This window comes from Streptomyces hokutonensis (assembly GCF_042751305.1).
In the GTDB taxonomy this organism is placed as follows: Bacteria; Actinomycetota; Actinomycetes; order Streptomycetales; family Streptomycetaceae; genus Streptomyces; species Streptomyces hokutonensis_A.
Genome location: NZ_JBHYWD010000002.1, coordinates 649921 through 672891, shown reverse-complemented (window position 1 = coordinate 672891; position 22971 = coordinate 649921). Strand labels below are relative to the sequence as shown.

The 22971-nt window shown below is 70.4% G+C and carries 19 protein-coding genes; 7 read left to right on the top strand and 12 right to left on the bottom strand.

The annotated features are described in order from the left end of the window. The 12 genes from ACFXC1_RS09250 to ACFXC1_RS09195 form a co-directional block, all read right to left on the bottom strand. On the bottom strand, nt 1-786 hold the full coding sequence (locus ACFXC1_RS09250; protein WP_381240893.1) for an ATP-binding cassette domain-containing protein: 786 nt from the start codon (nt 784-786) through the stop codon (nt 1-3). Continuing rightward, nucleotides 783-1577, bottom strand: coding sequence for an ATP-binding cassette domain-containing protein (locus ACFXC1_RS09245; RefSeq protein ID WP_381240890.1), 795 nt, complete (start codon nt 1575-1577; stop codon nt 783-785). The genes ACFXC1_RS09250 and ACFXC1_RS09245 overlap by 4 nt, the downstream gene beginning before the upstream one ends. After that, nucleotides 1574-2431: an ABC transporter permease gene (locus ACFXC1_RS09240; protein WP_381240887.1), complete on the bottom strand. Its 858-nt coding sequence runs from the start codon at nt 2429-2431 to the stop codon at nt 1574-1576. The genes ACFXC1_RS09245 and ACFXC1_RS09240 overlap by 4 nt, the downstream gene beginning before the upstream one ends. Then, entirely contained in the window at nt 2428-3378 is a 951-nt protein-coding gene (locus tag ACFXC1_RS09235; RefSeq protein WP_381240885.1) for an ABC transporter permease, read from the bottom strand. Before ACFXC1_RS09235 ends, ACFXC1_RS09240 begins: the two co-directional genes overlap by 4 nt. A 31-nt stretch (nt 3379-3409) precedes the next feature. Then, nucleotides 3410-4960: an ABC transporter substrate-binding protein gene (locus ACFXC1_RS09230; protein WP_381240883.1), complete on the bottom strand. Its 1551-nt coding sequence runs from the start codon at nt 4958-4960 to the stop codon at nt 3410-3412. Nucleotides 4961-5034: 74 nt separating this feature from the next. Next, nucleotides 5035-6354: an O-acetylhomoserine aminocarboxypropyltransferase/cysteine synthase family protein gene (locus tag ACFXC1_RS09225; RefSeq protein WP_381240880.1), complete on the bottom strand. Its 1320-nt coding sequence runs from the start codon at nt 6352-6354 to the stop codon at nt 5035-5037. After that, nucleotides 6351-7376, bottom strand: coding sequence for an isopenicillin N synthase family dioxygenase (locus tag ACFXC1_RS09220; protein WP_381240878.1), 1026 nt, complete (start codon nt 7374-7376; stop codon nt 6351-6353). The genes ACFXC1_RS09225 and ACFXC1_RS09220 overlap by 4 nt, the downstream gene beginning before the upstream one ends. A 367-nt stretch (nt 7377-7743) precedes the next feature. Continuing rightward, on the bottom strand, nt 7744-9021 hold the full coding sequence (locus ACFXC1_RS09215) for a sulfite oxidase (protein WP_381240875.1): 1278 nt from the start codon (nt 9019-9021) through the stop codon (nt 7744-7746). A 383-nt stretch (nt 9022-9404) separates the two neighbouring features. After that, nucleotides 9405-10697, bottom strand: coding sequence for a hypothetical protein (locus ACFXC1_RS09210; RefSeq protein WP_381240872.1), 1293 nt, complete (start codon nt 10695-10697; stop codon nt 9405-9407). A 116-nt stretch (nt 10698-10813) separates the two neighbouring features. Further along, nucleotides 10814-11392, bottom strand: coding sequence for a TetR/AcrR family transcriptional regulator (locus ACFXC1_RS09205; RefSeq protein WP_381240870.1), 579 nt, complete (start codon nt 11390-11392; stop codon nt 10814-10816). 73 nt (nt 11393-11465) lie between these two features. Then, nucleotides 11466-12779, bottom strand: a complete 1314-nt coding sequence (locus tag ACFXC1_RS09200; protein ID WP_381240867.1) for an NtaA/DmoA family FMN-dependent monooxygenase — start codon at nt 12777-12779, stop codon at nt 11466-11468. Nucleotides 12780-13282: 503 nt separating this feature from the next. After that, nucleotides 13283-13837, bottom strand: coding sequence for an AAA family ATPase (locus ACFXC1_RS09195; protein WP_381240864.1), 555 nt, complete (start codon nt 13835-13837; stop codon nt 13283-13285). A gap of 419 nt (nt 13838-14256) precedes the next feature. Here ACFXC1_RS09195 and ACFXC1_RS09190 point away from each other — a divergent pair, with 419 nt between their 5' ends. From ACFXC1_RS09190 to ACFXC1_RS09160, 7 genes are all read left to right on the top strand, one after another. After that, nucleotides 14257-14427: a putative leader peptide gene (locus ACFXC1_RS09190; RefSeq protein ID WP_381240862.1), complete on the top strand. Its 171-nt coding sequence runs from the start codon at nt 14257-14259 to the stop codon at nt 14425-14427. Between the two features lie 246 nt (nt 14428-14673). Further along, nucleotides 14674-16293, top strand: coding sequence for an ABC transporter substrate-binding protein (locus ACFXC1_RS09185; RefSeq protein ID WP_381240859.1), 1620 nt, complete (start codon nt 14674-14676; stop codon nt 16291-16293). Between the two features lie 3 nt (nt 16294-16296). Further along, entirely contained in the window at nt 16297-17256 is a 960-nt protein-coding gene (locus ACFXC1_RS09180) for an ABC transporter permease (RefSeq protein WP_381240856.1), read from the top strand. Beyond that, nucleotides 17253-18179, top strand: coding sequence for an ABC transporter permease (locus ACFXC1_RS09175; RefSeq protein ID WP_381240853.1), 927 nt, complete (start codon nt 17253-17255; stop codon nt 18177-18179). Before ACFXC1_RS09180 ends, ACFXC1_RS09175 begins: the two co-directional genes overlap by 4 nt. After that, nucleotides 18161-19897 (top strand): dipeptide ABC transporter ATP-binding protein, encoded by a 1737-nt coding sequence (locus ACFXC1_RS09170; RefSeq protein ID WP_381240850.1) that lies wholly within the window; start codon nt 18161-18163, stop codon nt 19895-19897. Before ACFXC1_RS09175 ends, ACFXC1_RS09170 begins: the two co-directional genes overlap by 19 nt. Next, on the top strand, nt 19894-20907 hold the full coding sequence (locus tag ACFXC1_RS09165; RefSeq protein ID WP_381240847.1) for an LLM class flavin-dependent oxidoreductase: 1014 nt from the start codon (nt 19894-19896) through the stop codon (nt 20905-20907). The genes ACFXC1_RS09170 and ACFXC1_RS09165 overlap by 4 nt, the downstream gene beginning before the upstream one ends. Then, complete coding sequence (locus ACFXC1_RS09160) at nt 20904-22856, top strand: alpha/beta hydrolase domain-containing protein (RefSeq protein WP_381240844.1); 1953 nt, start codon at nt 20904-20906, stop codon at nt 22854-22856. The genes ACFXC1_RS09165 and ACFXC1_RS09160 overlap by 4 nt, the downstream gene beginning before the upstream one ends. Nucleotides 22857-22971 lie beyond the last annotated feature (115 nt).

Sequence of the window (22971 nt, the reverse complement as noted above, 5' to 3'; positions counted from 1 at the left end):
TCATGCGGGCAGCCGGGGTACGGCGGCCAACAAGCGGCGTGTGTACGAGTGTTGGGGATCGGCCAGGACCTGAGCGGCCAGGCCTTGTTCGACGGCGCGGCCGTCCTTCATCACCAGCACGTCGGTACACAGATGCCGTACGACACCGATGTCGTGGGACACGAGCAGCAGCGTCAGTCCGTAGGCCTCGGCGAGGTCGTCCAGGAGGGCGAGGATCTGGGCGCGCACCGACACGTCGAGCGCGCTGAGCGGTTCGTCGCCGACGAGGACCTTCGGGCCGGGTGCGAGGGCGCGGGCGATGGCGATGCGCTGCCGCTGCCCGCCGGAGAACTCGTGCGGGTACCGGCCGCGCACGGAGGGCTCCAGGCCTACGGCACGCAGCAGTTCGTCCACCCGGTCGTCGTGGTCGCCGGGCAGCCGCAGGCATTCCAGCGGCTCGGCGACGATGTCACGGACGGTGGCGCGCGGATCGAGGGAGCCCATCGGGTCCTGGAGCACGACCTGGACCTCACGCCGGAACCAGGTCAACTTCCTTGGTGCGCCCGGCCGTACCTCACGGTCCCGGTAGCGCACCGTCCCCGCGTCGGGCCGGTCCAGGGCCAGCAGGAGCCGGGCGAGGGTGGACTTCCCGGAGCCCGACTCCCCCACGACACCGAGGCTGTTGCCTTCGTTGAGCTCCAACGACACATCCTGAACGGCGAGTCGGTGAGCGGCGGGTGCACGCAATGAGGTGCGGGGCAGCCGGAAAGTGCGGCTGAGACCGTCGGCCTTGAGCAGTGTCGTCATCGGGCGACCTCCGGGGTGTCCCAGCCGGTCGCCCGAGCGGCTGCCACCAGCCTCTGTGTGTACGGGTGTTGGGGCGAACGTATGACGGTTTCGGTGGCGCCTTCCTCGACCAGCCGGCCGTCCTTGAGCACGGCGACCCTGGGGCACAGCCGGGCGACCACCGCGAGGTCGTGGCTGATGAACAGCAGCGCGGTGCCGTGCTGTTGGACCAGGTCGTCCAGGAGCCTGAGCATGTCGGCCTGGACGGTGACGTCGAGGGCGGTGGTGGGTTCGTCGGCGATGAGCAGTGCCGGCCGGGTGGCGAGGGCCATAGCCAGCCCGACGCGCTGGCGTTGGCCGCCGGAGAGCTGGTGCGGCCAGGAACGGACGGAGAGTTCGGGGTCCGGCAGTCCTACCTGGGCGGCGAGTTCGACGGCGGCGGCAGCGGCCTGCCGCCGGTTCAGTCCGCGGTGCAGCCGCAGCGGCTCGGCGAGTTGCCTGCCGATGCGCATGAGCGGGTTGAGGGCGCTCATGGGCTCCTGGAAGACCATGGCCATGCGTTCGCCGCGCAGCCGGGACAGCTCCCGGTCGCCGAGGCCGAGCAGCTGTTCGCCGCCGAGGCGGATGCTGCCGGTGGCCTCGGCGCCGTCGGGCAGCAGTCCCATGACGGCGAGCGCGGTGAGGGACTTGCCCGAGCCGGACTCGCCGATCAGCGCGAGCCGTTCACCGGGGGCCAGCTCCAGGCCGACCTCCTCGACCACGGTCGTACCGCCGATGCGTACGCTCAGGTCGCCGATCTCCAGCAGGCTCATACGGGGGTCACCTCCCGTACCCGCAGGCGCGCGTCCGTGGCCTCGCGCAGACCGTCGCCGAGCAGGTTGAAGCCCAGCACGGAGGCGGCGACGGCGATCCCGGGCCAGATGACGAGCAGGGGGCGGGCGGCGATGTACGCCTGCTGTTCGTACAGCATGCGGCCCCAGGAGACCGCGGGTGCCGGGGTGCCGAATCCGAGGAAGGACAGGGCGGCCTCGGCGAGCACCGCGACGGACAAGACCAGCGAGAGCTGCACGATGAGGGTGGGCGCGATGTTCGGCAGCAGGTGCTTGCGTACGGTGCGCCAGGTGCCGGACCCGGCGGCGTGTGCCGCGAGCACGTAGTCCGTGCCCAGGACCCGCGCCGCCTCGGCGCGGGCGACCCGGGCGAGGTTGACGCCCGCTCCGACGCCGATCGCCGTAATCACGGTCCAGGTGGAGCCGCCGTGGACGGCGGTGAGGATCATCGCGATCAGCAGGACGGGGAACGCGATGAGCACGTCGGTGAGTTGGACGACGGCGGCTCCCGGCCAGCGCGGCAGGAGGACCGCGGCGAGTGCCAGGGCCAGCCCGACCACGGCCGCGACGGCCGCCGCGAGCAGGGCCGTGCTCAGGGTGCTGCGGGCGCCGGTGAGCAGCTGGCTCAGCTCGTCCCGGCCCAGCCGGTCCGTGCCGAGGAGATGCCCGCCGGAGAACGGCAGCAGCCAGCCGTCCTGCGGACGCACGAGCGTCGGGTCGTACGGCGTCCAGACGAGGGAGACCAGGGCGGACAGCACGAGGACACCGACGAGGACGCAGCCGACGAGGCCGCTGCGGCTTCTGAGGAGCGCCCGCAGGGCGAGGGGCACGCTCATACCGCGCTCCGCAGCCTCGGGTCGATCAGCCGATGCACGAGGTCCACGAGGAACCCGATCACCAGTACCGCCCCGGTGAGCAGCAGGATCTCGCTCTGCACCTTGTCCAGGTCGCGGTTGCCGACGTCGGTGATCAGCATCTGGCCGACACCGGGCAGCACGAACACCTGCTCCACGACGACCGCGCCCGCGATCAGCGCGGCGATCTGCAGGCCGAGCACCGACACCACCGGCACGGCCGCGTTGCGCAGTCCGTGCCGCAGCAGCGCGCCGGTGCGGGTACGGCCCTTGGCACGTGCGGTGCGCAGCCAGTCCTGGTGCAGGACGTCGAGCACGGCGGACCGCACGTACCGCAGCAGGACCGCGCCCTCGGACAGCGCCAGCGTCAGCCAGGGCAGCACCAGACTGCGCAGCGCCTGCCCGGGCTCGGCCCAGCTGTCGACGGGAAAGCCCTGCGCGGGCAGCCAGCGGACCTGGACCGCGAACACGAGGACGAGCAGCAGTCCCACCCACAGGGCGGGCAGGGCGATACCGAACTGTCCGAGCGTGTTCACCGCGCCGCCGAGCCAGGAGTCGCGCCGTACGGCGGCGAAGACTCCGAGCGGCACGGCGAAGGCGAGCGCGAGGACCACGGCGCCGAGGGTCAGCGGCCCGGTCACGGCGAACTTCTCGGCGAGCTGCCCGGAGACCGACGTGCCGTCGAGGACCGACCGTCCGAAGTCGCCGGTCACCACTCCCCCGATCCAGCTGCCGTACTGCGCGACGAGCGGCCGGTCGAGCCCCAAGTCCTTGCGTACCGCGGCGACTTGGGCGGGGGTGGCCTTGATGCCGCCGATCGTCTGGGCGACGTCGCCGGGCAGCAGCCGTAGGACGAGGAAGATCAGCACGCTGGCTGCGAACAGGGACACCACCAACAGGGCGGCCCGGCGCAGCAGATAGAGGGTCACGCGGAACTCACCCCTTCCCTCACCTCTTCCCTCACTTCTTCGCCACGGTGAGGTCCGCGAGGTCGTAGCGGCTGCTGGTGAAGTTGCGCGGTACTCCGGTGACTCCGCTGCGGACGACGGTGAGTGTCTGGTTGACGAACAGCCAGTCGGCGGCGGCGTCCTGGGAGACCTGGCGGGCCGCCTTCTTCAGGTACGCGTCGCGCTGCGCGTCGCTGGTGGCGGTGCCCGCGGCGGCGTACCACTTCTGGACGTTCGCGTTGTCGTAGCCGAAGTAGTAGGCGGGGTTGGCGAAGTTGTACAGATCGCGGGCCTCGGCGTGGTCGACGAGGCTGAGCTGGTAGTCGTGCTTGGTGAAGACGGTGTTGAGCCAGGTCTGGAACTCGACCTGCCTGACGGTGAGTTGGATGCCGACCTGCTTCAGGTCGGAGATCAGGTAGTCACCGATCGTGGGCGGGTAGATGTTGGGGACCTGCAAGGTGAGCTTCAGCCCGCTGCCGTAACCGGCCTGCTTGAGCAGCTTCTTGGCGCTCGCCGGGTCGTACGCGTCGATCGGGGTGAGGTCCTCGTACCCGGGGTCGGTGGCCGGGACCGGGCCGCCGACGGCCTTCGCGGCTCCGCCCAGCGTCTTGATGAGGCCGGCGTTGTCGATGGCCTGGCGGATCGCGCGCCGGACACGTACGTCCTTGGTGGGGCCGGAGGCGTTGTTGAAGGCGAGGGTGAACTTGTCGGTGGTGTCGCCGCGCAGCACCGTGTACTTGCCGGTGTCCGAGAACGGCTGGAGCAGATCGGCCTGCGCCGCCGTCTCGATGTCCGTCTGGCCGGTCTGCTGCGCGTTGTTGGCGGCGTTGTCGTCCTTGATGTAGTGGAAGACGACCTTCGCGACCTTGGCCTTCTTGCCCCAGTAGGAGTCGTCGCGGACGAAGGTGATGGACGAACCGCGCTTCCAGCCGGCCAGTTTGAAGGGCCCGGTGCCGTTCTCCTTGCCCGCGAGCGTGGAGAAGTCGGTGCCCTTCTTGAAGACGATCCCGGCCCGTTCGGTCAGGCCCCAGATGAAGTTGGTGTCACGGTGCTTGAGCTTGACGACGACGGTGTGGTCGCCGGACGCCGACACGCTCTTGACGGAGGCGAGCGCCGCCGCGTCGGGGTTCTTCGAACCGGCCGCCGTGACCTGCTGCAACGACCAGACGGCGTCGGCAGCGGTGACCTGGGAGCCGTCGTGGAAGGTGGCGTCCTTCGCAAGGTGGAAGGTGTAGGTGAGCCCGTCCGGGGAGGCCTCGTACGAACTGGCCAGGCTGGGCCGGATCTTGTTGTTCTCGTCGCGGGTCAGCAGGCCCTGGTAGATGTTGTCGAGCAGGATCTGGTCGAGGGCCGCACCCGCCGTGGAGGCGATGTCGAGGCTGGTGGGTTCCAGCACGAGCCGGACGTCGACGGTGGCGTTCTTGTCGATGTCGGCGGACTGGGTCGCCTGCTTGGTCCCTCCAGCGTTCGCGGGGTCGCCGGACGAGCCGGTGCCGCACGCGGTCACGGTCAGGCCGACGAGAGCTGTGGTGGCGGCGAGCCGGAGGGCGGTTCTGCGGCGCATGGCTGATCTGACTCCTTGGCTGTGAGCGGTGGTTCGTGGAGCGCGGGGGCTGTCGGCGCCCGTACGGCGATTACTCATCCGGCGGCTGCTCTCAGTCCGGTCTCCAGGTCGGCGAGGAGATCGTCGACGCCTTCGAGACCTACGGAGAGCCGAACCAGACCCGGGGTGACACCGGCCGCGGCCTGCTGGCCGGCGTCGAGTTGGGCGTGGGTGGTGGAGGCGGGGTGGATGACAAGGCTGCGTATGTCGCCGATGTTCGCGAGGTGGCTGAACAGCCGTACTCCTTCGACGAATCGGCGCCCGGCGTCCAGCCCGTCCGCGAGTTCGAAGGCGAGCACCGCTCCGGCCCCGCGCGGCAGGTACCGCTTGGCCTGGGTCGACCAGAGACTGGATGCGAGGCCCGCGTAGTGGACTCGGCCGACCTGCGGCTGCGACTCCAGCCAGGCGGCCAGTGTCCGGGCGTTCGCGACATGACGCTCGATGCGCAGACTGAGCGTCTCCAGCCCCTGAAGGAGCAGAAAGCTGTTGAAGGGTGAGACGGCCGGTCCCAGATCCCGGACGAGCCGGGTGCGCAGGCGCAGCGCGTAGGCGAGGCCGAGGTCGGAGAAGGAGTCCCAGAACGACAGCCCGTTGTACGTCGGATCGGGTTGGGTCAGGCCCGGCCACCGGTCGGGGTCGGCACCGAAGTCGAAACGGCCGCTGTCGACGACGACTCCGCCGATACCGGTGCCGTGTCCCGACAGGAACTTGGTGGTGGAGTGCACGACGATGTCGGCGCCGTGCTCGAAGGGCCGTAGCAGGTAGGGCGTGAGCACGGTGTTGTCCACGACGAGCGGGACACCGACCTCGTGGGCGATACGGGCGACCGCCTCGATGTCGAGGACGTTCCCGCGCGGGTTGCCGATGGTCTCGCCGAAGAACGCCTTGGTGCCGGGGCGTACGGCCGCGTACCAGGCGCCGATGTCGTCCGGGTCGTCGATGAAGGTGACCGCGATGCCGAAGTCGGCGAAGGTGTGTTCCAGGAGGGTGCGGGTGCCGCCGTAGAGGGAGGACGAGGCGACGATGTGGTCGCCGACGCGGGCCAGGTTCAGCAGGGCGAGGGCAGTGGCGGCCTGGCCGCTCGCCACGGCGACGGCCGCCGATCCGCCTTCCAGGGCCGCGATGCGCTCCTCGGCCACGGCGGTGGTCGGGTTCGACAGCCGGGTATAGGCGTGGGTGGTGAGGTCGGACAGCTCGAACGCCGCGGCGGCGTGCGCGGTGTCGCGGTAGACGTAGCTGGTGGTCTGGTGGATCGGCACGGCACGTGCGCCGGTGGCCGGGTCCGGTACAGCACCGGCGTGCACCTGCCGGGTCTCGAACTCCCAGCCTTCGTACGGTCGTTGAGTGCTGCTCATCGCTCGCTCCCCCGCTTCGCCAGGATGTCGGACCACCAGCGTTCGGCGACCCTCGGGTGCGAGCGGAGCCAGCCGACCACGGCGTTCTCACCGAAGGCGGCGAGCAGGGGGTTGTCGGGGTCGTCGGTGACACCTCGGGTGCGGGCCGCGAGTTCCGCCGGGAGCTGGAGCGGCTTCACGACCGCGTCGAGGCGCGGGCCGAGGAAGAAAGGGATGGAGTACCGGTCCAAGCCCGAGGGACTGATCACCCGGTGCCGGGTGGCCTTCAGATAGCCCTGCGTGGCGATCTCCAGCATCTCGCCGATGTTGAACACGAAGGCGTCCGCCACGGGTACGGCGTCGATCCAGCCGCCGTCCTCGCGCTGGACCTGGAGTCCGCCCACCTCGTCCTGCTGCAACAGCGCGAGATAGCCGTAGTCCTTGTGCGCGCCAACCCCCTGGTCGACGTCCTCCGCGGGGCGCGGCGGATAGTGCACGATCTTCACGTGCACGGCCGCCTCGTCGTCGAACCACTGGTCGAAGTAACCCTCGTCCTGTCCGAGTGCGGCGGCCAGTGCCCGCAGCACCTCCCGGCTCACGCGCAGCGCCTCCGCCTGCCAGCGCAGCACGATGTCACGCAACTCTGGTAGCGCGGAGGGCCATTGGTTCGGCCCGACGAGGCGGAGGTAGTCGGGGTCGTCCGGTCCCACGGCGACGGCCGTGCGCTCGGGGCCGATGTCGATCTGTTCGCGCCAGTCGGCGCTGCCCGCCGTGTACTCGGTTCCGGTGCGTGTGTACCCGCGGAACTGGGGCGAGTTGAGATTCTCGATCTCCAGTCGGTCTTCCTCCGGAAGCGCGAAGAAGGCGCGGGCCGCTTGCAGGACCTCGTCCCGTACGGACGTGGGAACGCCGTGTCCGGTGACGTAGAAGAACCCCACTTCGTGGGCTGCGGACCGGAGTTCGGCCAGGAAGGCGTCACGGTCGGTGCCGGGATCCCGCAGGCGGGAGATGTCGATGACGGGGAGGACGGTGGGCTGTGCCATGGGATTCCTTCGCGGCGGCAGCAGACCCGGACACGGCGGAGCGCGCGGCAACGGCCGTGGAGGAACGGTCAGTTGCCGACAGGGCAGAGGTATCCGCCGGGAGCGGGTCGGGGAAGGGAGGTCGAGAGCGCGGGCCGTGGGCCGACGGTCAACGACAGATCTCGTCGAACTGGTCGGCGCGGCGGCTCACCCAGAACGGGTCGAGCAGCACCGTGTGTGCCTGGCCAGTTGTCTCCATGAGCGGATCAAAGCACACGCTTGCGGGTGCGTCCACCAAGCATCCCGACGGGTGAGACGGCGACCGGGACGGTCACCGGGACGACGGCCTGACGAGACGCCGGCAGCGGGCCTGGTGCGCCGCTGTCCGTCACACCACGCTCACCAGGTGGCGCACCACCGCGTCGAACAGGTAGCCCAGGGTGTTGGGCACGGCGATGTCCGGCTGGGTACGGCCGGCCGTGTCCATGGCGCGGGCCAGCAGGTGGGTGGCGCCAGGCGCGTCCGGCCGCCAGTCCAGGGACCAGCGGGTCCAGGTGTCGGCGCGGGGCCGGTCGTGCAGGCGGGCGGGCCGCCAGTTCGCGCCGTCGTCGGTGCTGACGTCGACCCGGGCGACGGCGCCCTCGCCCGACCACGACCGCCCGTGCAGTACGTGCGTGCCACCAGCCGTGAACGTGGCGCCGCCGGCCAGTTCGAAGGCGCTCTTGGTGACCTGCCGGGTGAGCGGCGCGCTGCCGTCGTCCGGGTGGGCGGAGCCGAACAGCCGGTAGAAGGTGGTGTTCCAGGGCGAGTAGAGCGGCTGCGCGGACACCTCGATGTCGCCGACCCACTTGATCGACGCGATCCCCACCCAGGAGGGCACCAGCACCCGCACCGGATGCCCGTGGTCGTACGGCAGCGGCTCGCCGTTCATCTCGTACGCGAGCAGGACGTCGTCCAGCGCCTTCGCCAGCGGCAGGGGGCGGCGTACCCGGCCCACGTTCTCGCCACCGCTGACGTACTCGGCGTCCAGGCCGCGCGGCTGCACGTCGACGGCGTTCCGGGACAGTCCGGCTCTGCGCAGCACGTCGGCGAGGCGCACACCGCGCCAGCGTGCGACGCCGATCGCGCCCAGGGTCCACGCGGTGCCGGTGACGGTGTCGCCCTGCTGGGTCGTGTAGAAGGAGCGCCCGTTTCCGGCGCACTCGACGAAGGCGGTACGGGTGACGGCGGGCAGGGCGCGCAGATCGTCGTAGCCGAACTCCACCGGCCGGTCCTCGCCGGGGGTGCCGCGCAGCCCGCTCCCCCACAGCCGCAGCCGCCAGTCGTCGGCGTCCAGAACGGGGGTGGCGGTGTGGTTGCGTACGAAGAACAGCTCGTTGGGGGTGTGGTGGCCGGTTCCGCGCAGCGCCTCCCAGCGGGTCTCGGCGTTGGTGCCCCGCTCGATGAACCACTCGGGCGGCAGGGGTTTGACGATTCCGGGGACGGCGGCGCGGGCGGTCCGCGTGCCGCCGAGTGCGGTCCCGGCGGCGGTGGCGGCGAGCAGGGTGAACAGCCGCCGGCGGGTGACCCCGTCCGCCCTGGCCTCACCGGCCAGCCACTGGCGCAGCCTGCGGCGGTCGTAGTCCGTTTCGTCGTGGCGACCGGGAGGGGCAGCGGGTACAGGCATGGCGTGTCCTCGTCATCTCGGAGCGAAAAGTGCGGAGGGGCACGGAAGTTCGCGGGAAGTGCCGACGCGTGCACAACCGGCCTTGCCGGCACGGCTGTTGGCACAAGGGCGAGGAGGTGCGTGATCAGCCGGTCGCCCGACACAGCGCGGCGGCCACCCGGACGAGGTCCACGGCGCGGCGGCGGGTCAGCGGCTGCGACAACGGCATGCCGAGATGCAAGCAGCCGGAAGGAAAGGTGTCAACGAGGCGTCCGCGTCTGCGTGGCAGGACACCTCGGCGGGCGAACGTGCGCCGCGTGTCGGGGAGTTGCTCCCGAGCCGAGTCCGCCGCTCCGCCCGGGTGCACGAGCGGATGCGGGCGGGATCTCCGTGATGGTCGAAGCTCAATTCCGCTCAGTCGCGAGGTCGGGCAGGTCGATGACGATGCGGCCCGGTCGGTCGCTGTCGACCGTTGCCGGACCGGGGTGTCGGCCGGTGCGGCGCAGGGCGACGTTCTCCGGGTAGAGGCGACCGAGCAGCGCCAGCGCCACCAGGTCGTCCTGAGCGGTGGCGTCCACGGTGACCTCGCCGGTCTCCGTCCACACCAGGCCGGGTGCGCGCAGGACGTCCCACAGACCGGCGGTCCGGGCTTCACCGGCCGGAGCGGCCTCCGGGGTGGGGGCCAGGCTGGCGAAGCGGTGACCGCGCAGGGCCTGGCCGAGATCGACGCGGGCAGTGGTGCCGTCGCGGGTCACCTCGATGTGGGCGGTGCGCGTCCCGTCGGCCGCGGGACCGGCGACGACACGGCTTGAGGCCGGCCCCGGCGTTCCGGTGGCAGGCAGCAGTTCCTCGACGAGTGTGCGGGGTGCGGCGTAGTAGTCCTCCGCTTCGGCGACATACGTGGTGGTGTCATCGGCTACTTGACCGGGAGCGGGACGCCAGGTCAGCAGATGCCTGGGCGCGGTGAGGGGCGATCCGTCGACCACGGCGGGCAGGACGGTGCCGCCGCCGTGGTCGAACCCGTAGCCGCTCGGACCCGAGGTGCCGGTGACGACGTGCCGGGCGAAGTCCACGATGCCGCTGTGCCGGATCTGACGGACCAGGAGTTCGGTGAGGAAGGCGTCGCGGGCCGGCTCGGTGTGGCGCAGCCCGGTCTGGGTGACCAGCAGCGGGACGTCTCGCCAGTTGGTGAAGGGCAGCAGGGCGTCGCGCAGCAGGACCATCTGGTGCAGCCACTCGTTGTAGAGCTGTATGGCGACGGGCCCGCCGCGACGGCCCATGAGGAGGTCGGTCGCGGGGTGGGTGAGCAGGTGGCCGTAGCAGTGGCTGCGGACGACCAGTGGGCCGGCGGGCAGCGGTATCCGGTGGGTGAGTACCCCGTCCAATGCCTCAGTCGCCCATGAGGCGATCTCCCGGCCCAGAGCCTCGGCCTGCGAGCCCAGTTCACGGCTTGCCGAACCGCGGTCCGGACCGATGGTCAGGGGCAGGGAGGTCTCGCGGGTGCCGAGGCCGAGCGTCGCGTGGATCTGGTCCTTCAACACCTCGCTGTCGACGCTCTGGAGGGAGTCGACGACCCCTTGCAGCAACGGCACGGTGCCGTTGAAGAACTGACGGGCAGTCATGGTGCCGGTCTCGGGGAAGGTGTTCCATCGGGCGCCGCCGAGAGCGGGCGCGGGCGAGGTCTGTGCGGGGGTCATGGGTCCTCCGGCGCGGTCGAGGAAGTGGTGTGTGGTGGTGCCGACGTCTGGGACGGGAGGAAGAGCGGAGCAGCGGCTTTCTGGATCGATCGATACGGATTACGGACATGGAAAAATCAGTCGAGGACCGCCAGGGCGACCTCCACGAGGGATTCGAGGGCGCGGACGTCCGGGGTGATCTTCGCGGAGACGAGCAGTCCGTTGAGGAAGGTGACGAGGAAGGCGGCGAGGGTCAGCGGGTCGCGGTCCGTCGTGATCTCGCCCCGTTCCACAGCCGTGCTCAGCACCTCCGCGAGCGCCTCCCGGCTTGCCTCCTGCATGTCGCGCACCGTGCGCCGGGTCGCCGCGTCCTTGGGCAGGCGCTCACAGACGCCGTTGACCGCGAGGCAGCCCCGGCCGCCGTGCTCGACCGCGATGCGGATCCGTTCGACGAGCATCGTACGGATCGCGGAGCGGGCGTCCGCGCCCTCGTCGAGGCTCCGCAGGGCGTCCGCCGCGAGAGTGCTGCGGTAGTGCTCCAACGCGGCCCGGTACAGGCCGTCCTTGTCGCCAAACGCCGCGTACAGCGACCCCTGGCCGATCCCGAGATGCCCGGTCAGGTCGCGCACCGAGGTGGCCTCGTAGCCCCGCGTCCAGAACAGGTCCATCGCGCGGCTCACAGCCGCCTCGGTGTCGAATTCCCGGGTCCTTGCCATGCCTCGACAGTAACCTATCTGGAACGCACGCTCAAGAAAGGGTCGTGAAACGGGATCCGAATCCGCTCTCGAGTTAGGACGGGACGGTCGAGCTGTCGCGGGCGGGCAGTTCGAGGCCGAGGTTCTCGCGCAGGGTGAGGCCCGTGTAATCGGGGGCGACGATCTTCCGCCTGCGCAGTTCGTGCAGCAGACCGTTGACGACGAAGTCGTGCTGTCGCGCGTCGGCGAGACCGTGCAGGGAGATCACGTCCAGCACGCCCGCGTTGAACCGTTCCTCGACAGCGTCGGCGAGTTGCTCGGGGGTGCCCGCGGCGGCCCAGTGCCCGGTGTCCTGGGCCGCGACGATCAACTCCCGCAGTGTGTAGCCCTGTCGGGCGTAGCCGGTGAAGATGTCCACCCGGCCGCGACGGCGGTGCACCGAGGTGACGTCGGGCAGCAGGCTCTCCGGCAGCGTCGAGTCGAGCGGCACCTCCGACAGGTCGACTCCGCCGCCGAGCATGTCGGCCACCTGGGCCCGGCCGCGTTCGAAGTCGATCGACTCACGCCTCTCGCGGACAAGTCGCCGCGCCTCCTCCTCCGTGGCGCCGTAGGTGGCGTGGAACGAGCTGAAGATCAGCGGCAGTCCCTCGGCCCGTCCGAACCGCTCGGCCCGACCGCGGATCTTCCGAGTGAATTCCAGCGCGTGGTCGAGGGTCGGGAGCGAGGTGAAGACGATCTCGGCGTAGCGGGCGCCCAGTTCCGTACCCGCCTCCGACTGCCCGGCCTGGATCTGCACCGGGCGGCGCTGCGGCAGCGGCGGAATGTTCAGTGGACCGGTCACTTCGAAGAACTTCCCGGAGTGGTGGATCGGGTGCACCCGGTCCCGGTGCAGGACCGCCTTGCCGTCCGCGCCGACGGTCAGCGCACCGGGCTCCCAGCTGTCCCACAGCGCGTTGACCACCTCCAGCGTCTCGGCGGCGCGCGCATACCGCTCTTCGGGACTGGGCAGGTCGCCGGGGCCGAAGTTCTCCTCGCCGATCGAGGAGGTCACCAGGTTCCAGGCCGCCCGCCCGTTGCTGACGTGGTCGAGGGTGCCGAACAGCCGGGCCAGGTTGAACGGATGGTGGAAGGTCGTGGAGACCGTGGCGATCAGGCCGATCCGCGAGGTCACCTGACTCAGGGCGGACACGAAGACCAGCGGCTCCTGCGAACCGATCGCGCCCTGGGCGTCGAAGCTGAGCAGATCGGCCGTGAACAGTGCGTCGATCCTCGCCTCCTCGGCGAGCCTCGCGACCCGGACGGCCGTGTCCAGCGTGGACCGCGTGGGATCGACAGCCAGGTCATAGGTCTCCGACGTACCGCCGGCTCCGGTGACGGTCTTCAGCGTGCGGGGCTGCTTCGTGCTCATGACTCGTCCAATCTCGTCGCACCGATGCCGGTGTCGTCGCGGCCGGTGTCGTTCGGGGGTGGCGGAGTTCCCCGGGCCTGCCAGGAGAGAGCCGGAGGGACCGGCCAACGACAGAGCGCGGTGTGGGTCCGGCACAGGTCGACGTGCCGGCGCTGACGCGAACACTGGACGGTGCCGCGGCGCGCAGGCGCTTCGGGCTCGTGTCCGGCGCCTGTCGGGCAACGGCATGATTTCCAGCCGCCGTTCGTCCGGCAGCGCGAAGAACGAGCGGGCCGTGGGGAGGAAAGGGCGAGATCGCGATCGTTGCGCGTGGGTCAGCGACAGATCTGGTCGAACTGGTCGGCGCGGCGGCTCACCCAGAACGGGTCGAGCAGCACCGTGTGTGCCTGGCCAGTGGTCTCCATGGTCGGATCAAAGCACACCCGGGAAAGGTGAGTCCACCATGCGTCCCGAGCCGTGAGACACACGGGGACGCCGACCTCTTGTGCGGCCCGAGCCGCCGCTCAGACCCTGCCATCGAGTCGGGCGACGGTGTCCGCGATCAACGCCACTCGGTCGGCCACGTCACCGGCCGGCACCTCCACGAGGTCGTAACCGAAGCCCCGATAGCTCTCTTCGTGGATCCGCTCGAACACCAGCGACTCCTGGAAACTGATCCGGCGGGCGTCCGTGGGTTCGCAGAATCCGATGTTGCGGACGAAGAAGACCTGCGGTTCGTAGATCCGGTCGCGGGTGATCCGGTCGATCTCGGCGAGCAGCGCCGCCGGAGCGGGCCGGCCCAAGTACGTGGTGAGGGCGTGGGTGCAGACCGGGGATCTGTCGTAGATCTGGTGGGTCACGTCTCGCGTCGCGGACCGCAGCTGTCGTCTGCGCTGCAGGTCGACCACCTTCTCGACGAAGGCCTGCCGGGTCCAGGGCTCGGCGTCCCCCGCAGCCTGCTCGCGCGCGATGACCGCGGTGGCCGCCTCATCGACGACGTCGAACCCGTCCGCCCTCAGCCGGCCGAGGATCGTGGTCTTTCCGGCTCCGGGCGCGCCGGTGAGGATGTACCGCTTCATGGTGGGTCCTTGGGTCGTCGTGATGGGGGTGGCGACCGCGAACGGCTCGGCCTGAACCGGCAGACGGCAGGCGGCAGTTCGGTGAGGGATGTGACAGGAACCCCGGTTCGGGCCGGAGTGGCGAAGGCCGCCGCGGAAAACAATGAGCGCATCGCGGCCCGGGGGAGGGCCGACGGTGATTCCGGGCCGGTGCAGCAGCCTAGCCGACACACCGAACACCTACTCTGTGAGGGACGGTGCCGGTGTGGCTGTTGTGACGGCGTCGCCGACTCCGCACCTCTGCCCCGGCATTGACGCACGACGACACCGCTCCATACGATCAACAGCGGCATTGAGTGTCAGCGTCAAATCCTGGCCGAACGACCGGCAACCCCCCGACGCAGTGGGGCGCTCAGGGCAAACGCCCTGCGGGGACGCTGATGGCTCTGCGAACGCGCGACCCCGTGACCGGGGTCCCGGATATGGAGGACGGCGTGCTCAACAGCTACGACCAGAGTGCCTCCTGTCACGACGCCGTCGTTTTCTCCCGGCTCTCGCGTCGGCGCCACATCGACCTGCAGCGCTTCACCAGCTGTCTGTGTAACAGCTGACCTTGTCCGGCCTTCCGGGCCGACGTCTGTCCGGCCTTCGAAGCTGACATCTGTGGTCGCCCGTCTCGTACGGGCCTCTTCCCCCCTTCTCCCACGGGTCGACATGTGCGCGGGTGTGTTCCGCGGCGGTCGGCGCGTTTCCACGCTTCAGGAGTCCCGCCCCCGCCGGGGTCGGCACCGTCCGCGTCCAGCCACGGTCCGCGCAGGTCCGTGTGCACGCGGTGACACGAGTAGGAGCACCTCTCCGTGACAGCACATCCGGTCTCCCGAACCACTCGACGGGCAGCCACGGCCGCCCTTCTGACCACCAGTTTCCTGCTCACCGCCTGCGGATCGGGAGGCGGCAGCTCCGACAGCGGCGGCGGCAAGGCACAGTCCGGTGGCACCCTGACCTTCGCGGTGGGCTCCGACGCCGGCTGCGTGGACCCGCAGCAGGTGGGCAGCAACGACACCATCTACTCGGTACGCCAGCTCGTGGACTCCCTCACCGACCAGGACCCCGCGACCGGCAAGATCGCGCCGTGGCTCGCGAAGAGCTGGGACATCAGCTCCGACGCGACGACGTTCACCTTCCATCTCAGATCGGGCGTCACCTTCAGCGACGGGTCCAAGCTCACCGCGCAGGTGGTCAAGGACAACTTCGACGCGGTGCCGAAGCTCGGCGCGCTGGGCACCCTCGCCGAGGGCTATCTGAGCGGCGTGAAGAGTACGACCGTGGTCGATCCGCTCACCGTCAAGGTGACCTTCCAGCAGCCCAACGCCCAGTTCCTGCAGGCGACTTCGACGCACTCGCTGGGCATCGAGTCGTCGGCGAGCGCGAAGCTGACCCCGCAGGAGAAGTGCAGCAAGGGAGTGGTCGGCTCCGGTCCCTTCGTGCTGAAGCAGTACGTGCAGAACCAGTCGATCACGCTCGCCAAGCGCACCGGGTACGCCTGGGGTTCCTCACGCTGGACCAAGAGCGGCGAGGCCTATCTCGACAAGGTGGTCTTCAAGGTCGTGCCCGAGGCGGGAGTTCGGGCCGGCAGTCTCCAGTCGGGTCAGGTGGACGCGATCAGCAGCGTCGGCAAGGCCAACGAGGCGGCGCTCAAGGGCGGTCAGGTCACTCTTCAGCGGCGGGCCAATCCGGGCGTGGTGTTCGGTCTGGCCTTCAACAACTCGCGGCCTGTGCTGAAGGACGCGCGGGTCCGCCAGGCCATCGGGTTCGCCATCGACCGCAAGCAGATCGCCGACACGGTGTTCCCGACCGGAACCCAGCCCGCGACCAGCGTCCTGGCGCACACCACACCCGACTACGCCGACCTGTCCTCGGAGCTGACGACCGACACGGCCAAGGCGAAGTCCTTGCTGGACGCGGCCGGCTGGAAGGCCGGCGGAGACGGCATCCGCACGAAGGACGGCAAGAAGCTGAGCCTGACGGTCGACTGGATCCCCAACTCGGCGACGAACCAGCCCGCGTTGGAGCTGATCCAGCAGCAGCTCAAGGCCGTCGGCGTCGGTCTGACGCTCAAGCAGCTCCAGGTCACCCAGCTCGCCCCGACCCTTCAGTCGGGTGACTACGACACGGCCTGGGGGAACGTGACCCGTGCCGACCCGGACATCCTGCGCAGCTCCTTCTCCACCAAGCTGGCCAACTTCTACCGTGTCCCGGTGGGTCCGCTGGACACCGCGCTGACCGGCCAGGCGGCGACCACCGGCGCCACGCAGCGCGAACAACTGGTCAAGCAGGCACAGCAGTTGATCGTGCAGAACGCCTACTACGCACCGGTGGTGGAGCTCCAGACCCAGATCGGCGTGGCGAAGAAGGTGCACAATCTGAACTTCGACGCCTCCAGCCGGATCCAGCTGCACGACACCTGGATCGGCTGACACATGCGCCGCTACGCGATCAAACGGCTCGCGCAGGCGGTCGGGGTGCTGTGGGCCGCCTACACGGTGTCCTTCCTGGTCCTCGACTTCCTGCCGGGCGATCCGGTCACGGCGATGGCCAGTGCCGGAATGGACTCCGGGACGGTCGACCCGGCCCAACTCGCCGCACTGCGCCACGAGTACGGCTTCGACAAGCCGGTTCTGGTGCAGTACGCCGACTACCTCGGCCGGGCGGTGCGCGGGGACTTCGGCGACTCGGTGTCCACCGGCCGTCCGGTGTCCTCGACACTGGCCGACGCCCTGCCGCAAACCCTCCAGCTGACCGGTGCCGCGCTACTCCTCGCCGTGCTGCTCGGCGGTGGACTGGCTGTGGTGGCGACCTACACCTCGCGCCGGTGGCTGCGTCAACTGCTGCTGTCCCTGCCGCCGTTGGGGGTGTCGGTCCCGACGTTCTGGGTGGGGCTGCTGCTCGTCGAGTCGTTCTCCTTCCGTCTGCACTGGTTCCCCGCGTTCGGCAACGACGGACTGCGGGGGCTGATCCTGCCGGCCCTGACCCTGGCGATCCCGACCGGCGCGCAGGTGGCACAGGTGCTGGCCAAGAGCCTGCTCACCGCGCTGGACCAGGCCTATGTGGAGACCGCGCGTGCCAAGGGCGCCGGCCGGTGGCGGGTCCATCTGCGGCACGCCCTGCGCAACGCGTCCCTGCCCGCGTTGACCGTGGTCGGCCTGCTGGTGGGGCAGTTGATCGCCGGTTCGGTGGTCGTCGAGACGGTGTTCTCTCGTGACGGCCTCGGCCGGGTCACGGCCGCCGCGGTCACGGCCCAGGACATCCCGCTGGTGCAGGGCGTGGTGGTGTTCGGGGCGCTGATCTTCGTCCTGACGAACCTGCTCGTCGATCTCGTCTATCCGCTGCTCGACCCGCGGATCGTGGTGGCCTCGGGCCGTAAGGCGGTGGCCGCATGAGTCAGGGTCTTGTCGACGACACCGCCGCCGATGCCGCGCCCGGCCTCGCGCGACCGGTCGAACCGGGGGCCGTCCCCGGGCCGGGACACCGTGTCGACACGCGGCGGGTCCTGCGCTTCCTGGTGCGCCGCCCGGGTCTGCTGCTGTCGGTCCTCGTCCTGGTCCTGGTGGTGCTGGGCTCGTTCTGGCCAGGGCTCTTCACCTCCCAGGACCCGCTGACAGGAGTACCGTCGCAGAACTTCCGGGGCCCGAGCGGCGCGCACTGGTTCGGCACGGACGAACTCGGCCGCGACGTGTTCTCCCGAGTGGTCCACGGTGCCCAACTCTCCCTGAAGGCAACCCTCATCGCGGTGGCGGTGGCCTTCGTGGTCGGCAGCCTGATCGGCCTGGTCGCCGGTTTCGTGGGTCGCTGGATCGACGACGTGCTGATGCGCTTCGTCGACGTACTCCTCTCCATCCCGGCGCTGTTCCTCTCCCTGGCCCTGGTCACCGCGCTCGGCTACGGCACGGTCAAGGTGGCGGTCGCGGTCGGCATCGCCAGCGTGGCGAGCTTCGCGCGGGTCACTCGGGCCGAGGTGCTGCGGGTGCGGCAGGCGGTCTTCGTCGAGGCCTCGCGGTCGTGCGGGGCCCGCTGGTACTCGGTGCTGGGCCGGCACGTGCTGCCCAACGCGGCGGGCCCGGTGATCGTCCTGGCCACCCTCGACTTCGGCTCCTCGATCCTCGCCGTGTCGGCCCTGAGCTTCCTCGGCTACGGCGCCCCGCCACCGGCCCCGGAGTGGGGCACGTTGATCTCCGACGGCCGCAACTACCTCGCCAACGCCTGGTGGTTGACGGCGCTGCCCGGGCTTGCGATCGCGGCGACCGTGCTGGCCACCAACCGCATCGCACGCGCGCTGGACGGCGAATGGTCCCGGCAGTCATGAGCGATCGCCCGACGAACGCACCTGGAACGGATGAGGACTTGAGCACGACACCGAGCACCGCCCCGGACCCCGGCCAGGACACCACGCTGGAGATACGTGGCCTGTCCGTGTCGTACCGCACCCGCGGCGGCACCGTAGCGGCCGTGCGGGACGTCGATCTCGACGTACGCCCGGGCGAAGTGACCGCGGTGGTCGGCGAGTCCGGGTCCGGCAAGAGCACCACCGCGCATGCGATCACCCGGCTGCTGGCAGCCAACGCCACGATCGACGCGGGCACGATCCGCTTCGGCCGGCACGACCTCACCACACTGAGCGAGGCGGAACTGCGGACCGTGCGCGGCGCGCAGATCGGCCTGGTGCCCCAGGACCCGTCGGTCTCTCTCAATCCGGTCAAACGCGTCGGTGAACAGGTCGCCGAGGTGCTGCGCATCCACGGTCTCGCGACCCGCCGGTCCGCGCCGGCGGAGGCGATCGACATCCTGCACCGGGCCGGACTGCCCGAGGCGGCCACCCGTGCCCGGCAGTACCCGCACGAACTCTCCGGCGGCATGCGGCAGCGCGCCCTGATCGCCATCGCCATCGCCGCGCGGCCCAGGCTGATCGTCGCCGACGAGCCGACCAGCGCGCTCGACGTCACCGTGCAACGCGTCATCCTCGACCATCTCCAGGGCCTCACCGAGGAGTTGGGCACCGCGATCCTGCTGGTGACCCACGATCTCGGCGTGGCCGCCGACCGGGCACAGCGCCTCGTCGTCATGTCCCAGGGGCGGGTGGTCGAGGCAGGGGCCACCCGTGAGGTCCTGGCCGATCCCCAACACGAGTACACGCGAAGGCTGTTGGCCAGTGCGCCGAGCCTGACGACCGCGATCCCCCGCACCGAGGTCACCGCACCCCCGGCCACCGGCACGACACCGCTGGTCGAACTCCGCAACGCGGTAAAGGAGTTCAGGCTGCCCCGAGCGGACGGCGAATCCCGCACGCTGCGCGCGGTCGACGACGTCAGCCTCTCCCTCCACCGCGGCCGGACCCTCGCCCTGGTGGGTGAGTCCGGCTCGGGCAAGTCCACCACCGCCCGGCTGGTGCTGCGCCTCACCGACGCGAGCGCCGGACACATCCTGTTCGACGGCACCGACGTCACCACCGCCCGGGGCGCACAGGCCAGGCAACTGCGCCGACGCGCCCAACTCGTCTACCAGAACCCGTACGCCTCGCTAGACCCCCGCTTCTCCATCGGCGAGGTGATCACCGAACCGCTGCGCGCCTTCAAGGTGGGCGACCACACGTCCCGGCTCGACCGGGCCCGGGAACTCCTCGACCGGGTCGCCCTGCCCGCCACCACCCTGGACCGCCGCCCGGCGGAACTCTCCGGCGGACAGCGGCAGCGCGTCGCGATCGCGCGGGCCCTCGCCCTCTCCCCCGACCTGGTGGTGTGCGACGAGCCGGTGTCAGCGCTCGACGTCTCCGTGCAGGCCCAAGTCCTCGACCTGCTGGCCGAGTTGCAGGCCGAAACCGGGGTGGCGTACCTGTTCATCTCGCACGACCTGGCCGTCGTCCGTCAGATAGCGCACGAGGTCGCGGTCATGCGGGCGGGCCGCATCGTCGAGACAGGCGCGCCCGACGACCTGTTCACACACCCCCGCCACGAGTACACCCGCGAGCTGCTCGCGGCGATCCCCGGCCGCCGCGATGACCACGACCTGAGGACGCAGACCGCATGACCATCACCTCCCTCGCCTTCCTCACCCCGGGCAACTTCGCCGACGACGACCCCTACACCGGCCTGGAGGAAAGCCTCCAACTCTTCGAGTACGGCGAGCGGTTGGGCTACGACGGTGCCTGGATCCGGCAGCGGCACCTCGAACACGGCGTCGGTTCGGCCGCCGTGTTCCTCGCCGCGGCCGGACAGCGCACGCGGCGCGTCGAGTTGGGGACCGCGGTCATCCCGATCGGCTACGAGAGCCCGTTCCGGCTGGCCGAGGATCTGGCGCTGGCCGACGTGCTGTCCCGCGGCCGGCTCCAGGTCGGCTTCAGCACCGGCATGCCGCACGCCGAACTCCTCGGCGACCTGGTGTACGACGGCGACTGGCGCGCCTTCGACCTGTCGTACGGCAGGGTCGCCCGAGTCGTCGACAACCTGCGCGGCGACTATCTCGGCGGCCCGGACACGGTGATCGAGTCACCGGGCAACACCCAGCGACCGCGTCTGCAACCGCACAACCCCGGTCTGGTGGACCGCATTTGGTACGGCGGCGGGAGCCTGCGCTCGGCCCGGTGGGCCGGTGAGAGCGGCCTCAACCTGCTGTCCGGGAACATCGTCACCGGCGAGCACACCGACGACTTCACAACGGCCCAGTCGAACCTGCTCGCCGAGTACCGGCGCATCCAGCCCACCGCCCGGGTGGCGGTGGGCCGCGTCGTCGTACCGTTCGACAGCGCCGACCGCGCCACCCGCGCCCGCTACCGTACGTACGCCGAGAGCCGTCACGCCCGCACCCTCGCCCCGCAGGGTCCGAGGCGCACCCTGTTCGCACCCGATGTGGTCGGGACGGCGGAACTGATCCTGGAGCAACTGGCCGCGGACCCGGTGGTGTCGGCTGTCTCGGAGCTGCGTCTGGAGCTGCCGTACGAGTTCCGGCGGGAGGAGTACGAACAGATCCTGCACGACGTACTGCACCTGGTCGCACCCGAACTGGGCTGGCACCCCGCGCAGTTGGAGGCGGCGCGATGAGTCCCGTACGGCTGGAGGTCCATGCCCGGGAGCCGTTCGCGGACGGTCATCGCTTCGCCGAGGGCGGGGCGTACGAGGTTCTCACCGCCACGGCCCACTACACCGTGGACCCCGAGGCGCCCGCCCTGCACTCGATCACCGACCTGGACCTCGCACCGCGCGACAGCGACGGCGCGGTGCGCTTCAGCGGGGACGTCGAGATCCTGCGGCCGGTCGACGGCGGACGCCGACGGCTGTTCTTCGACTGGGGAAACCGGGGCAACAAGCGGGCCGTCCAGTACTTCTGCGACGCCCCGCACACGAACCGCCCCCGGACCCTCGCCGACGCGGGCAACGGCTATCTGCTGCGGCGCGGCTACACGGTCGTCTTCGGCGCCTGGCAGGGTGATCTGCTGCCCGGCGACGGACGGCTGCTGCTCGACCTGCCCGTCGCGACGCGCGGCACCGAACCCGTACGCGGCCTGACCACAGCCGAGTTCATCGTCGAGGAACCCACCGCTTCCCTGCCCCTGTCGCGCTGGACGAGTACGAGATCCTCCCCCGTGAGCGCGGCGGGCGAACACACCGCGCGGCTCACCCGGCGGCGGTACCCGCACAGTTCGCCGGAGGAAGTGCCACGGACGGCCTGGCGATTCGCCCGACTGCAAGGCGGGGGCTGTGACTTGAGGTCGCAGGCTGTCGCTGTCGTGGCGAGCCGGAGTGACCTGTACGTCGAGGGCGGACTGCGGCCGGGCTGGATCTACGAACTGACCTACCAGGCCGAGGCACCGCTCGTCCTGGGTCTCGGCCTCATCGCGGTGCGCGACCTGGTCAGTCACCTTCGCCACGACCCGACCCAACCGGTCGGTGAGCTCAACTACGCCTACGGCTGGGGCCGTTCACAGACCGGCCGTGCCATCCGCGACTTCATCCACCGGGGCTTCAACGAGGACGCCGAAGGCCGCAGGGTGTTCGACGGACTGCTGCCGCACGTCTCCGGCGCAGGCCGGCTGGACACCGGGCGGTTCGCCAACCTGACGGTGCCGGGCGGCCAGCAGTTCGAGGACCACCTCAACGCGGCCGACGCGTTCCCGTTCGCGTACGCCGAGACGGTGGACCATCTGACCGGCGCCCACGACGCGATCATGAAGCGCGCGAGTGACCCGAAGGTGCTGCACACGCAGACGTCCACGGAGTACTGGCAGCGCCGGGGCTCGCTGGTCCACACCACAACTGACGGGCGGGACCTGGGATTTCCGCCCAACGTGCGGGGTTACCTGTGGTCGTCGAGCCAGCACGTCGCGAGCCCCGTGCCACAGGCTCCCGGCAGGGGTATCTGCAACTACGTCGAGAACGTCGTCGCCACGTCCGCACTGTTCCGGGGTGTCCTCGACGCGCTCGACGCGTGGGTGAGCGAGGGCGTGGAACCGCCCCCGAGCACGGTGCCCACCGTCGCCGACGGAAGTCTGGTGACGATGGAGGAGTGGTCACGGCAGTTCCCGGCGGTGCCCTCGGCGCTGCGGCCGTACGGCCCCAACGAGCTGTACGCGGTGGACCGTTCGACCGTGCCGCCGGTCGCGGACCGGGCGCGCCGGTACACCGTGCTGGTCCCGGCTGTCGACGCCGACGGCAACGAGACGGCGGGTGTGCGCGCCCCGATGGTGTCCGTGCCGCTCGGCACCTACACCGGCTGGAACACCCGTGCCCCGGGTCAAGGGCACGGCGCGCTCCACGAGTTCAGCGGCTCCACGTTCCCGTTCGCCGCCACCGAGGACGAACGGCTGATCACCGGCGATCCCCGCCCGAGCGTCGAGAAACGGTACGGCGACGCGGCCGGGTACGCCGCCAGGATCAGGGCGGCGGCCGAGGAGCTCGCGGCGCGGCGGCTGCTGCCCGACGAGGACGTGGAGCGCGCGGTGAGCGCCGCCGCCGACTGGTCGGCGCCCCGCCACGACATCGACCTGCCCTGACCTCTGAGTCAGGGCACCTCCCGCACGACGTCTTGGCCGTGGTGGGCGAGCGCGCCGAGGCGGGCCGCCACGGCGCGCTCGTCCTCACCTGGACGTCGAGGATCCGCAGAAGAGC